At 58.2% G+C, this 13559-nt stretch carries 9 protein-coding genes; 1 reads left to right on the top strand and 8 read right to left on the bottom strand.

Annotated elements, in window-relative coordinates; translation table 11 throughout:
* Positions 1-391: 391 nt before the first annotated feature.
* The 5 genes from ACQY8Q_RS22240 to ACQY8Q_RS22220 form a co-directional block, all read right to left on the bottom strand.
* Complete coding sequence (locus tag ACQY8Q_RS22240) at positions 392-1615, bottom strand: OmpP1/FadL family transporter (RefSeq protein ID WP_428428555.1); 1224 nt, start codon at positions 1613-1615, stop codon at positions 392-394.
* A 464-nt stretch (positions 1616-2079) separates the two neighbouring features.
* Positions 2080-4920, bottom strand: a complete 2841-nt coding sequence (locus tag ACQY8Q_RS22235) for a valine--tRNA ligase (protein ID WP_428428553.1) — start codon at positions 4918-4920, stop codon at positions 2080-2082.
* A 127-nt stretch (positions 4921-5047) separates the two neighbouring features.
* Positions 5048-5890 (bottom strand): DUF2497 domain-containing protein, encoded by an 843-nt coding sequence (locus tag ACQY8Q_RS22230; protein ID WP_428428552.1) that lies wholly within the window; start codon positions 5888-5890, stop codon positions 5048-5050.
* 223 nt (positions 5891-6113) lie between these two features.
* On the bottom strand, positions 6114-7451 hold the full coding sequence (locus ACQY8Q_RS22225) for a TolC family outer membrane protein (protein ID WP_428429848.1): 1338 nt from the start codon (positions 7449-7451) through the stop codon (positions 6114-6116).
* A gap of 301 nt (positions 7452-7752) precedes the next feature.
* The gene (locus tag ACQY8Q_RS22220) at positions 7753-8418 is read right to left on the bottom strand and encodes a protein-L-isoaspartate O-methyltransferase family protein (protein ID WP_428429847.1); all 666 of its coding nucleotides are present in this window, start codon (positions 8416-8418) and stop codon (positions 7753-7755) included.
* Between the two features lie 270 nt (positions 8419-8688).
* Here ACQY8Q_RS22220 and ACQY8Q_RS22215 point away from each other — a divergent pair, with 270 nt between their 5' ends.
* Positions 8689-9276: an acyloxyacyl hydrolase gene (locus ACQY8Q_RS22215; protein ID WP_428428551.1), complete on the top strand. Its 588-nt coding sequence runs from the start codon at positions 8689-8691 to the stop codon at positions 9274-9276.
* A gap of 14 nt (positions 9277-9290) precedes the next feature.
* Here ACQY8Q_RS22215 and exbD read toward each other — a convergent pair whose 3' ends face one another.
* The 3 genes from exbD to ACQY8Q_RS22200 form a co-directional block, all read right to left on the bottom strand.
* Positions 9291-9716 (bottom strand): TonB system transport protein ExbD, encoded by a 426-nt coding sequence (exbD, locus tag ACQY8Q_RS22210; protein ID WP_428428549.1) that lies wholly within the window; start codon positions 9714-9716, stop codon positions 9291-9293.
* Positions 9717-9720: 4 nt separating this feature from the next.
* Positions 9721-10728: a tonB-system energizer ExbB gene (exbB, locus tag ACQY8Q_RS22205; protein WP_428428548.1), complete on the bottom strand. Its 1008-nt coding sequence runs from the start codon at positions 10726-10728 to the stop codon at positions 9721-9723.
* Positions 10729-10966: 238 nt separating this feature from the next.
* A complete protein-coding gene (locus ACQY8Q_RS22200; protein ID WP_428428546.1) occupies positions 10967-13288 on the bottom strand; it encodes a ComEC/Rec2 family competence protein in 2322 nt (773 codons plus the stop codon).
* Positions 13289-13559: the final 271 nt, after the last annotated feature.

Genomic DNA, 13559 nt, shown 5'->3' with positions numbered 1-13559 from the left:
AGACATGGATTTTTTCGAAAACGCGATGACTCATCTTACCCCAAACGCCGCATGCTCAAAACTTACCGGCGCTTTTGTTAAGTCCATCGGTGCTCCCAGTTTGTGGCGGGAAATAGACACAATCACCAGCCAGCAGGCTGTCACGAAGTATAGAAAGAATGTGTTGCTGAATCGTCACAAAACGTGATGCGGGAAAGGCAGAAATTTCGGCTTGAGCCATTGAAATTCTTTGTCACGGAACCGACGGAGAAAAAATCGTTTCTGCCGTCGCGCCGCTCCTATGCAGACTGCAGCAAATCTTGAAATGGGCAACGATACCTCTTCACGACCGCACGCGCGCATAAAAAAAGCCCGATGTGAGCATCGGGCTTTTTTGCATTGTCTTGAAAGATCAGAACTTGACCTTCAGCGACGTGGAAATGGCCGTGACGATGTCATTGCCAAAATCGTACTTCACGTCTTCCCCGACAGAACTGCCGCTTGTGAGAAGGCCAACCGCACCAGCGAGTTTCAGTTCAACATTTTCGGTCGGCGAATAGGATACGCCGGTTCCGAGCGTCCAACTATCGGTCTGGTTACCGTAGCCATGGCTAGTACCACGGTCCCAGGTCAGGCTGGCCGCGCCGCTCCACTGATCGTTGAACTTGTGACCAACGCCGCCCGTAACAGTCCAACCGTCACGATAGAGAAGAACGAGGCTGGTTGCCGGCCGGGTCGGGCTAGGTTGATTTGCATTGACCTGAATGACCTGCAACTGGCTCCAGTCGGTCCACTTGACCGAACCGAAGACAAGCCAGCCCGGCGCTACGCCGGATTGAACCTTGAGCTCCAGAGAGTCCGGCATCGAAGCGAAGCTGGACACGTCGTATTTCGAGCCTGGAAAGCTGCCGCCGCCCGGAATCGGAAGCCGGACTTTGGTCAGATCGATCGTCCCCTCCAAATTGTCGAGATCCACTGCACTGTTGTAAACAAGGCTCGTGCGGAATGCATATTCAGGAATTTCATATGCCGCACCGGCGCGCCAGCCCCAGCCACTACCCTCGAGATCGAGGCGGCCAACGCCGTTAAACCCAGGGCCGACAAGAGGACTCACAAAGCGCTCTTTGAAACCGCCAACTTCCTGGTAAAAACCGCCGCCGATAATGCGGAACTGGCCTTTACCAACGTCCCACTTGTAGGAGCAGGTCGCAGCATAGTTGTCGCTTTCGATCTTGGTCTCAATATTGTCGTTGGCGCCCATCCAGCTTGCACCCGGCTTGGTATGCGCGCCCCATGGTTGCGAATAGTCAGCCATGCAGTCAACACTGTCGCCGAAGCCGGCCTTTATGCCGATGCGCGGCACCCAGTAGCTTTCTGTCTCGCCGACGCCGTTGGTCTGACCGCCTCCGATACCATTGGAACCAATACCGTTGGCCGGATTAACGTCCACCACATTGTCGAGTTCGCGCTGTGGATTGACATAGGTCGCCGCTGCTTCGGCAGCATAGGTCGATGGATCGAACAGCAGGTCGATATTGTAGCCGCCGCGCTCAAGACCGCCGGCACTTGCGGCCGTGCTGGTCAAAAGCACAGCAACCGCCGCCGTGATCGTCGCCTTGATTTTGGTGTAGATCATCCGTTTCCCCCCTGAACACAGATCATGGGCCGACGCGAACGCCAACCTCTCGAAAAGAACTATCGGCTGCGAACGGCGAATGGCAAATACCTAGATTTCGCAATCGGACAGATCAGCGCACCAAAAATTTACGTAAGAAAATCCAGATTCGCGCCAAAATGAGAAAATAGGGTAAATAATTTTATTATTAGGTTAATAAATTGCCGAAACGGGAATAATCCTCCATAAATCTTATCAACTGTCACTTCGACACAACAATGCCATTTTTTGGAAGCTAGGCGGGGCAACAATGAAATAAATGCCGGCAGGGGGTAAAGCGGGTAGATTTTTCGGCGCCAGAGACTCTTGCGCGCAGAAGAGAGAATCAAAAAAAGGCGACCGAAGCCGCCTTTTTTGATCATTTTCAAATATATGCCAGCGGCATAAGCATGCCGAACGGCATCCTTCGCGGCGCTATTTCAGGCTCAACCGGCGTCAGCGACCCTCGCCAGTGCCACCGCGAGCGACGCTTTTTGGCCATCGAGCTCGGCCAGACGTTCACGCTCGGCATCGACCACATCCGGACGGGCGTTGGAGACGAACTTTTCGTTCGACAGCTTGCCGAGAATGCGTTCGCGCTCCTGCTCGACTTTGCCGATCGCCTTTTCCAGCCGCAGCTTTTCAGCGGACAGATCGACCAGGCTGCCGAGCGGCAGGCACACCGTTGCCTCGCCGACGACGATCTGTGCACTGCCCTTCGGGGCAGCAGCTGCAAGATCGATGGCATCGACGCGGGCCAAACGGCGGATAGCCGCAGCGTGGCTTTCGAAGCGTTCCTTTGTCACCATGCTGGCGTCAACGACGACCAGAGGCGCGATTGCAGCCGGTGGAACGTTCATTTCAGAACGGACCGAACGGATACCCGACACCAGGTCGATCAGCCAGTTGATCTCGCTCGCAGCGGCATCATCGGCGTAGGAGGCAGCCGGCCATTCGGCATGGCAAAGCAGGCCGTCGCGTGTGGTGCCCTCACCCGCAGTCTGGGCCCAAAGCTCTTCCGTCATGAACGGCATGAAGGGATGCAGGAGCTTGTAGGTTTCATCGAGGATATAGGCGACGCAGGCACGCGATTCAGCCTTTCCGGCCTCATCGTCGCCACCGAAGACAGGCTTCAGCAGTTCCAGGTACCAGTCGCAGACCTGATTCCAGACAAACCGGTACAGGCTGCCCGCGGCTTCATTGAAGCGATAGTTCTCGATCGCCTCGGTGACGTCGCGGATGGTGCGCGAAAGTTCCGTCAGGATCCAGCGGTTGATCGTCAGCGAAGAGGTTTCAGGCACGAATTTCGGATCATTGGCAACGCCGTTCATGCCGGCAAAGCGCGTGGCATTCCAAAGCTTAGTACCGAAATTGCGATAGCCGGCGATGCGGGCCGGGTCGAGTTTCACGTCGCGTCCCTGCGCCGCCATGATCGCCAAGGTGAACCGCAGCGAATCGGCGCCATATTCATCGATCAGGTCGAGCGGATCGATGACGTTGCCCTTGGACTTCGACATCTTCGCGCCGTTCTTGTCGCGAACCAGGGCGTGAATATAGACGGTATGGAAGGGCTCTACCGGATTGCCGGCATCGTCCTTCATGAAGTGCAGGCCCATCTGCATCATCCGGACAACCCAGAACGGGATGATGTCAAACCCGGTGACCAAAACGTTGGTCGGATAATATCTGGCCAGTTCCGGCGTCTTGTCCGGCCATCCCAGCGTCGAGAACGGCCAGAGTGCCGAAGAAAACCATGTATCGAGAACATCTTCGTCGCGCGTCAGAATCTCGCCCGGCTTAAAATTCTCAAGCAGATCCTCGACATAGGCCTTCATCGGTCCTTCATGCGAGAGATAATGCTGAATAGCCGCATGCAGCGCTTCTTCTTCGCTCTTTTCAACGAAGACCTGACCATCGGGGCCGTACCAGGCCGGAATCTGGTGCCCCCACCAGAGCTGGCGGGAAATGCACCATGGCTCGATGTTTTCCAGCCATTGGAAATAGGTCTTTTCCCAGCTTTTTGGAACAAACTGTGTGCGGCCCTGCCGAACCGAGGCAATCGCCGGCTTCGCCAGTGTCTTGTTGTCGACCCACCATTGCTCTGTCAAACGAGGTTCGATCGGCACGCCGCCGCGATCGCCGTGCGGAACCGTATGCTGGTGCGGCTCGATCTTGTCGAGCAGACCACGCTCCTCGAACATCGTGACGATCGCCTTGCGCGCAGCAAAGCGCTCGACGCCGTCGAGCGCTGAGACAACGGCCTCCAGCTCGTCGGTCGCCGGCAGGCCTTCGAGAAAGTCCTCGTTACCGGCAAGCGTCAGATGGCCCTCAATCGTCAGGATGTTGACCTGACGGAGATGACGGCGTTTGCCGACTTCGAAGTCGTTAAAATCGTGCGCCGGCGTCATCTTGACGGCGCCGGTTCCGGCCGTCGGATCCGGGTATTCGTCGGCAACGATCGGGATGAGGCGGCCGACCAGCGGCAGGACCACATGCTTGCCGACAATGGCCTTGTAGCGCTCGTCGTCGGGGTGAACGGCAATGCCCGTATCGCCCAGCATGGTTTCCGGCCGGGTCGTCGCAACGACCAGGTAGTCGCGCGTTTCCCATTCCGTCGCCTTGCCGTCCTCGTCAAACGCGACCGGGTGCTGATAGGTGACGCCGTCTTCCAGCGGATAGCGCAGATGCCAGAGACTGCCTTTCATCTCGACCTGCTCGACCTCCATATCGGAGATCGCGGTCAACAGTTTCGGGTCCCAGTTGACCAGACGCTTGTCCTTATAGATCAGGCCGTCCTTGTAGAGCGAGACGAAGACTTCGAGGACAGCTTTCGACAACCCCTCATCCATGGTGAAGCGTTCGCGCGACCAGTCGCAGGAGGCGCCGAGACGCTTCAACTGATTGAAGATCAGGCCGCCGGATTCGGCCTTCCATTCCCAGACCTTGTCAATGAAAGCCTCACGGCCCATCTCGCGGCGGTGCAACTGCTGTTCCATCAGCTTGCGCTCGACAACCATCTGCGTCGCAATGCCGGCATGGTCCATGCCGGGCTGCCAGAGCACATCCTTGCCGCGCATACGCTCGAAGCGGACCATGATGTCCTGCAGCGTGTTGTTCAGCGCGTGGCCCATATGCAGAGAGCCCGTCACGTTCGGCGGCGGAATGACTACGCAGAAGCTCTCGGCGCCCGGTTTTGCCCCTGCACCTGCACGGAAGGCGTCCTCGTCATCCCAAATCTTGGCGATGCGCGGTTCGACAGCGGCGGAATCATAGGTTTTTTCAAGCATTTTGGGGCCAAACTTGCTGATTGATATCGGTGGTTTGTAAATCGGAACGAGGCATTGCTGTCAACAATAACAGCAAAAAAGCCGCCAGTGTGATTACTGGCGGCTTTGAGAGAAAGAAATGCGTGGTTTAACGCCTCGGACCGCGCGCAACGCGCTCGATTTCCTCACGCACAAGCCGCTCGACCAGGGTCGGCAGATTGTCATCCAGCCATTCGTGCAGCATGGGGCGCAGCATATCCTCGGCGATCTCATCAAAGGAGCGGCGCGCGCTGCTATCGACAGCCAGCGCCAGATCGCCAAACGAGCGTGCAACCTGTTCGCCGACCGCAGGTGAAACGAGCGCAGCAACGTCCTTTTCCATCACGATGGACAACGGCTGGCGCTGCGCAGGCGTCTGTTCAAGAGGAACGGCAACGGGCTCGGCCGCTTCAACGCGGACTTCAGGAGCAACAGTCGGCTGAACCACGGAAACCGTTGGTGCAGGTGCGGCCTCCTGCCTGCTCTCAGCCTGCAAAGGCAGGGACGATGGCGCCATACGGGATGTGACCATCGGATTATCGGACTTTGCACGGGACGCGGCGGGCTGGTTTTCCGGCTCGCGAAACGGCGCCGAATGCCGCTCAGAGGCGGCCCGAACACGCGCCGCGACATCGGCAAGCGACATCGGCGGCGCGGTTACAGCAGGTTTTGCGTTGACGTCTTCAAACGCACGCGCCTGAGGTTCGGCAGGCGCAAAATGCTTCTGTTCTTCGGCTTCGAACTCTTTTGCAAGAACCTCGTCGTCGATGGTCAGGTGAATATCTTCGGCGGCCTCGTCCTCGTCATAGCCGCGATAGGCATTGTCCGGAGCCGGGCCGAGATCGTTAGCGGGGAAACCGGGAATGCCCGGCTCGTTGCTTTCGATGATCTTTCGGATGGACGCCAGAATTTCGTCCATCGAAGGTTCACGCGCTACATTGGGCTGTGCCATCATTATCCCCGTTTCTGCGGTCGCGCCGGATCGAAACATTGCCGCGCAGTCCTTGGCACGGACTGTATGCGAGTTCGGCGTCGAACAATACGCTGCGAATCATCTAGTTGGAATCTTGCACAGATTTGTTGGCGGCGTCACCTGCCATCGATTGGCATAAAAATGCCGCCCGGACAGGACCTGCGGGCGGCACAAGGTACAAACGGAAAATCAGACCAAAAGGCTAGCGGCCGTCGATGGTGCGCAACCCGAACCACTTATCCTTGACGGCTTCATAGTGTTCTTCGGCGCGATATTCGACCACCTGCAGACCCTGACTCTTAATTGTCAGGCGCCCCATGGCGGCAATCAGCGAATAGCTGGCGACGACGGCGTTTCGTTGCGATGTCACAAGGCTCTCTTCAGCAACCAGTACGCTCTGTTGCGCGTCGAGCACATCAAGCGTTGTGCGCTGGCCGACCTTGCGTTCCTCGATGACTCCGGCCAACGCCTCGTTTGCCGCACTGACCTGGGACTTGTTGGCAACAGTTGTCGCAAGCGCTGCTTCGAGTTGGGCATGGGCCGTGATGATCGTCTGCTGCACTTCCAAGCGGGCGGTATCGACCATGATACGCTGCTGGCCCATCCGTTCCTTGGCCTGACGGATCTGCCCGTATTCGGCGCCACCCTGATAGAGCGGAATTTCCAACCGTGCGGTAATGGAGGCACTCGAGGTTTCAGGGCTGCCATCCCGATCGGTCGTGTTGCGAGACACCGAGCCCTGCACCACCACGCCCGGCAGCATTGTCCCTTCGGCGGACTTCACCCGGTATCCGGCGGCATCGACGTTGTATTGGGCAGCAGCAATGCTCGGGTGCTCCCGAAGCCCCGTCGCTACGGCTTGATCCAGGCTCTTCGGCAGGGCCTTCGATGCCGGTGCCGGTTGCTTGATGCCCTTGGGAGCATCGCCGACGATCTGTACATAGACCGCCTCGCTCTGCTTCAGCTGTGCAACCGCGTTGACGAGGATAGCCTGGGCTCCCGCAAGCTCGGCTTCCGCCTGGCTGACGTCGGTGCGGGTGCCCTCGCCGACATCAAGACGCGACTTGGCTGCACTTAGCTGTTCCTTGAGGAAGGCGAGGTTCTGTTTGCGGATGGCAACGATCCGCTGATCGCGGGCAATATTCGCATAGGATTGTGCGGCGGCCAGCAGGATGGAGATTTCGTTGGCCTTCAGCGTTTCCCGGCTGGAGAAGACGTTGGCCTCGGCAGCCCGAACATTGTTCAATGTCTGGAAGCCGTCGAAAATCTGCTGGGTGATGGTGATGCTGGCAGACCCGGTGGCAAAGTCCTCTTGCACCAAGGGCGTGGCAGGATAGAAGCGGCTCAGTCTTTCCGTGCCCAGCCGCGTCGCTGTACCCTGCACGTTCGCCGAAATCTGCGGCCGGTAACCGGACTTGGCGATCGGCACGCCTTCGTCGGTGGCACGAAGCCCGGCGCGAACGGCATTCAGTTCCGGGTTGTTCTGGTAAGCCTTTGCCATCGCGTTTGAAATCGTTTCCGCAGAAACGGCATGAGGCATAAGCCACAAGGCGGAAGAAAAAGCGGCCGCCACAGCCGTTTTACGAAAAATCGACACTAAACTCACTCCAAAACAAAGGCCGGCAGGGCAGATCCTATTTGCGAGAACGTGACGCTCCGGCTATGCCGGATTTGATTGTCACGTCTTGTCCCGTCGCGATATCGAGGAAAAATGGTCAAAATGTCGCCAATCGCGATCTTTATATTATTTTTAACTAATATTTAATCGAAGGACCGGCAAGTCGCATTTTTGCCGATCCCTTATCCACAGTCAGTTGATACGTCGTCAGTCGATGAAGGCGTTAGAAAACGAATTCGCGTGCCAAGCGGAAGCCCGGCAGCGGCCTGACGGACGTGTTGAATGCCAGACGCTCTGATGTCCTGCCATTTTCACGCAGGAAGAGCTGGGCCCTTGACGCATTGCCAAGGCCGACCACGGCCACGAGGCGGCCACCGTCGTTCAACTGGGACAACAGCGGTTCCGGAATTGTCTCGACGGCGCCGTGAACGAAGATCACGTCATACGGCGCGCCCGCTGCATGACCCTTTTCAAGCTCGCCGGTCACGACCGAGACATTCGCATGTCCCAGACGGCCCAAAGTTGCCGATGCTTCCGATGCAAGGGTAGCATCGCTCTCGAGCGCCACGACCGAGGCAGCAAGCGACGACAGGATTGCAGACGCATAGCCAGTACCGCAGCCGATCTCGAGAACCTTGTCATCCTTGGAGATTGCTCCCAGCTGAAGCAGCTTTGCCAAGGGAGACGGCTCCATCAGGTACCGGCGTCCGCCCGTCGCATCTGCCGCCAACTCGATATCGCTATCGATATAGGCGAGCGGCTTCACTGCGGCAGGCACGAACTCTTCTCTTGGAACGGACAGGAATGCCGCGAGAACGGCGTGCGACGTCACGTCCGTCGTGCGGATCTGGTTGTCGACCATCTTGATGCGTGCTGCTTCGAAATTCATCTTGCCTGCCTTCATAATCCGGATCGTCGTCCGGCGTGTGCGCGCTTTTGGCTTGCGCAGATAAAACAACCGGTAGCGCTTCAGCCGACCGGGCATGGCCAAGCTCATAAATCCGCGCATCTGCCGTTTCAAGCTATGGAATGCAGTTCTTGCAAAAAAGCAAGCTCCACAAAAGCCGGTCAACATATTCTGCCCTTCCCCGGGACAGGAAATTTGGGCAAATCCGCATTACTGCATATACGCGAATCACCGGCATTGGAGATTTTGAAAGTGACAGGACGTTTCAAACAGCCAAATCGTTTTGCGTCCCGGATTCTTTTTCTATCGGCCAGTTTGCTTCTTTCGGCCTCGAGCATAGGCAGCGCAGTCGCAGCTGAAACGATTTTCGACGAACTGCGCTTTGGCGCCGGCGCGTCTCTCAGCAACGGCAATTCGCGTGAGTCCGGCATTTTTCCATCCGCCACCATCTTCTTTGATCCGCTATCCAGTGGGACGGCAGTGACATGGCAGCAGAGTATTCTGGAACCGAGGATCTATCTCGGCGCTTCGATCGGTCCTGGTGATGGCGTGGATCAGGTCTATGGCGGCTTCAGCTGGACTGCAGATATCACCAGCCGCCTGTTCATCGAGCTGGGGCTTGGCGGTACCGTTCACAATGGCAAGCTGGATGGCGGGAATGGCAGGGGCCCCGACCTCGGGTGCCGCCTGCTGTTTCGCGAACAGGTCGCGCTCGGTTATCGCGTGACGGATAATTGGCAGATACTGGCAACAGCCGACCATTCGTCGCATGCCAATCTCTGCGATGGGCCGAACGATGGCCTCAGCCATGCCGGCCTTGCCATCGGTTACAAGTTCTGACCTGACTGCCGGCCTCAGCCGGCAGGTGCCGCTTCCAGGCCAACCAACCCAATTTTGGTATAACCGGCCCGCTGGATAAGGTTCATCACCGTCATCAGCTCACCGTAATCGACAGCCTTGTCGGCCCGCAGCAGAATACGTGTCTCCGTATTGCCCTCCGTGATGCCGTTGAGTTCGGCGACGAAACCGTCGCGATCGATCTCATTGTTGCCAAGTGCCAGGGAAAGGTCCGCCTTGAGGGTCACGAAAACCGGCTTGTCTTCACGCTTGACCGGGGCTGCTGCCGACTGCGGAAGGTCAACCTTCATGTCGACAGTGGCAAGCGGTGCTGCCACCATGAAGATGATCAGCAGAACGAGCATGACGTCGATGAAAGGCGTGACGTTGATTTCGCTGTTTTCCTCGAGATCGCCGCCACCTTCGCTAATTTTGCTGGCCATGGTCTTATCCGATCCGCGCGATGCCGGCTTCCGAATGCCCATGGCTTTCGGCCTTGCGTGGCGCTAAACGGCGCGCCTGGCGGAAATCGAGATCGCGGCTGACGAGGCGTTCGACCGCAGCCGAGGCATCGGCAAGGATCAAGCGGTAGCCACCGATCGAGCGGGCAAAATAATTGTAGATCACGACAGCCGGAATGGCGGCGACAAGGCCGATGGCCGTTGCCAACAACGCTTCGGCGATGCCTGGTGCTACGATCGCCAGATTGGTCGTCTGCGCCTTGCTGATACCGATGAATGAATTCATGATGCCCCAGACCGTACCGAACAGGCCAACGAACGGCGAGATCGAACCGATCGTCGCAAGAATGCCGGTGCCGCTGGCAATCCGCTTGCCTGCTCCAGCCTCGATGCGGGAAAGCTGCGATGCGACGCGCTCCTTGACCCCTTGCGTCGAGACGATATCGAGTATGGCCTCTGATTTCGACAGTTCGTCATTGGCAGCTGCAATCATCTGCGCGGCCGGGCCTTTTTTCACGATCAGCGTCTCGCGGGCATCCCGCAACACAACGGCATCGGACAGGACCCGGACTGCGCGCCTGGCGCTGCGCTTTGCGGCGGCAAGCTCGAAAGACTTGGCAAACAGGATGGCCCACGTCGCAACCGATGCCAGCGCCAATGCGGTCATGACAGCTTTGACGACGATGTCGGCAGCCATGAACATGCCGATCGGCGAAAGATCGTGCGGCAGGACCGGATTGGGTGAGGTTGCCTGTGCGCCTTCGGTTGCAACATCACCTGAAGGAGCTGCCAGAGCATTCACCGGCGCCGCAGGTGTCGCTTCATTTGCAGGCGTGACCGGCAATACGCCGGCTTGCGGCGTAACCTGAACCGGCTGCTGCGTTTCCGTAACGGGTGCAGCCGGCGTTTCCTGCGCGCGAAGCGCTCCGGCATTCGAGAACGTCAGCAGCACGGCCGCCAGCATCATAAATTTCGGCATTGCACGGTTCGGCATGAGCTATCCCTACCTCGTCATCGCCCGCCACCCCTTGGGGGATAAGGAGGCGGGAACACGTAAAACACATCGTTTGACAACCGGCGCCGAACGCGCCTGCATCAATTGCGGCTTCATATGACATACTATGGCCGAAAGACAAGGATTTGTGGAGTTATTTAATCAAGAATAAACAGTCATGCCGGAATTCACTTTACGTCGAGCAATCCTGACGTGTCCGAACAGGTCATCAATTCGCTTACGGCGCGTCAAACAGCCCGGTTCGCCAATCATAGGTCCGGTGTTGTGCCCAGGGCCGTTGCAATTGTTCCTGCGCGGAAACAACCCGAATCTCCGCGCGATCAGCCACGTTGCCCACAGTGAAGGAGTGAACACCATAAATCTCGACTGCGCCGGAGCGGCGTAAGCTCTGGCCACTCAGCAACAGCGCGCCCGAGCGGCAAGTGCGAAACCGCAGCATCACCGGTGTCACGACGATATCAGCCTCTTCGCAGGCGATACCGATGAAACGGGCATCATCGACAGTTACGATGCGCCAACCCTGCTGCGCCGTAGCCGCACACCATTGCTTTGCAACACAGACAAAACGGCCGGGCACCGCCTCCGCCAAAAGCCTGCGGATGACCGCGCGCGCCGCATCCTTGTCGATCGATGGTTTTGTTTTTCGCCCCCCGGCAGCTTCTTCACTGCTTGATGCTGATGCGACGGCGTCTTCGATCGCCAGTTCAGGCCGTTGCTGCGGTTTTTGGTGATCCCGCAGGCGCAAAGCGCGCTGCCATTGGGAAAATACGAAATCAGCAGGCTTGGACCTGTTGCTGGCAGCCTCCCCGTCCTTGATCATGGCCACCAGACGCCCGTCCTCGGCGATCACCATATCCGGCCGCGCAACCGCGCTTGTCGATGCCACCACAAGACCAGCGGCGATGATCATCAGGCCAGACGCGGCCAGCCATGTCCGGAGCAGGCAGACCAGAACGCTACCGGCGGCAATCAGCATGAAGGCATGATCCGGAATGCGGCCCGTCGTTATCTCGCCGCCCCACGCTGACACCATCTTGGCAATGGAGATCATCCAGTCGAGCCCATGCCCCATGACCAGCAACGGATAACGATCAAGACCAAAGGGCATCAACAGCATGGCCAGCAAGCCAAAGGGCATGACCAAAATGCTGATGATCGGCATGGCCAGAACATTGCCGATCAAACCGTAGGCGGCCAGCCTATGAAAATGACCGGCGGAGTAAATCATCGTCGACAGGCCACCAATCAGGGAACTGAGCAACAGACCGGCAAAGAAGCCACCGATGGCCTTGAACGGGCCGGTCGTACTGTTTGCCGGAAGAATGTCGCGGCTCGGGCGGTCACGCCAATGCGCATAGCCGGCAACCAGAGCCAGGGTCGCAGTAAACGACATCTGAAAACCCGGCCCCGTCACGGCGGATGGTGTGATGACCAGGATGATCAGGGCCGACAATGCCACATTACGCAGGCTGATCGATGGCCTGTCGAAGAACACGGCGACCAGCATGATGGAGATCATGATCCAGGATCGCACCGCCGAAACAGCGCCGCCAGAAATAAGGATATAGGCGAACACCATGACAAGGGCACCGGCGGCGGCGAGCTTCTTGATCGGAAAACGGTGCGCCAGCCCAGGCACAAGGCTGAGCAGCGTGCGCGCGCCGATCAGGAACGTTCCGGCAGCCAGAACCATGTTCAACCCGGAGATCGCCAGCACGTGCGCAAGCCCTGCCTCGCGCAGCGCCTCGATCGCCGGTCGGCCGATTGCCCTCTCCTCGGCGGTGACAAGCGCTGCTGCGATTGCCCCGGCATCACCCCCGATGGTGCCGCGAATACGAGCACCAATGGCCTCCCGCCATCGGGCGATTGTTTCCCCCACGGCAGCCCGCCAGACGGCGATCCTGCTTCTGGCCGTGTCTTCAACATCTGGAAAGGCCCGCGGTTTTCCGTAGAAGTAACCGATCGCGCCGATCCCCCTGAAATAGCTGTCGAAAGCGAAATCGTTGAGACCGGCAAGAGCAGCCCCGGATGGCGGCGATAATCGCGCCCTGCCCTCTATCCCGTCACCAATCTCCACAGGTGTTTCCCGGTTGCGGGACAAAAGCGTGACCTTGGCGAGCGGGCGTTTCAATTCCGGCTCTAAAGTCTGGCTAACAGCGACGGTATACCGCCAATAACCGCGATCGGTGGTTTCCCGCGCTGTGACAGTGCCGCGCACCCATGTCGTCACCGGTGTATCGAGCACAACGGTATCCAGCCGCATGGTCTCCCATGCCGCAAATCCCATGCCTGCAGTCAATAAAGCCGCGATCAATGTAGCTATGCGCCAAAAACCCGAGCGGTGGCGAAGTGCAAAGGCCGCCATGCCGAAAACGCACAGCAGCAGTGCAATTTTGAGATGGCCAAGCGTCTGTGGCAGCCAAAACCAGACAAGCGAGCCAAGACCGAGGAAGACAGGAACGAACAGCAAGGCATGCCCGAAGGCCACTTCCTCCGATACAGCCCGTTTGATCTGCGCATGCCAGTGTATGTTTCGCATTCTCTTGCGCGTCGATGTAAGATCGGCGAGAGCACCCTGCCAAGCCCGGTTTTCCGGTTGTTTGACAGTGACATCAGGAGGGTGAGAGCCGCTCACAATGGCGTGGGGAAGCATCCTGTCAGACCGCGCGCTTGGCGCCACCCCTGGCTCCTGCCCCTGTGTCATGGATGCCGTTCCACCCGCCCAAGTCCCGCCACATTCTGCAACCGGAAAACATGAAATGCAACCGACGAGATTGATGCACAAAAAATACGCAGAACTTTTCCCTGCG

The sequence above is a fragment of the Pararhizobium sp. genome, from assembly GCF_965279435.1.
In the GTDB taxonomy this organism is placed as follows: Bacteria; Pseudomonadota; Alphaproteobacteria; order Rhizobiales; family Rhizobiaceae; genus Pararhizobium.
Note: the sequence above shows the minus strand (reverse complement) of the source record. Positions and strands in the feature narration are given on the sequence as shown.

Coding starts and splice junctions, on each gene's coding strand:
- ACQY8Q_RS22220 (WP_428429847.1), bottom strand. CDS start 8,418: ATGAATTTCGAAGCAGCACGCATCAAGATGGTCGACAACCAGATCCGC.
- exbB (WP_428428548.1), bottom strand. CDS start 10,728: ATGCCGAACCGTGCAATGCCGAAATTTATGATGCTGGCGGCCGTGCTG.
- ACQY8Q_RS22200 (WP_428428546.1), bottom strand. CDS start 13,288: ATGCGAAACATACACTGGCATGCGCAGATCAAACGGGCTGTATCGGAG.
- ACQY8Q_RS22235 (WP_428428553.1), bottom strand. CDS start 4,920: ATGCTTGAAAAAACCTATGATTCCGCCGCTGTCGAACCGCGCATCGCC.
- ACQY8Q_RS22225 (WP_428429848.1), bottom strand. CDS start 7,451: ATGCCTCATGCCGTTTCTGCGGAAACGATTTCAAACGCGATGGCAAAG.
- exbD (WP_428428549.1), bottom strand. CDS start 9,716: ATGGCCAGCAAAATTAGCGAAGGTGGCGGCGATCTCGAGGAAAACAGC.
- ACQY8Q_RS22240 (WP_428428555.1), bottom strand. CDS start 1,615: ATGATCTACACCAAAATCAAGGCGACGATCACGGCGGCGGTTGCTGTG.
- ACQY8Q_RS22230 (WP_428428552.1), bottom strand. CDS start 5,890: ATGGCACAGCCCAATGTAGCGCGTGAACCTTCGATGGACGAAATTCTG.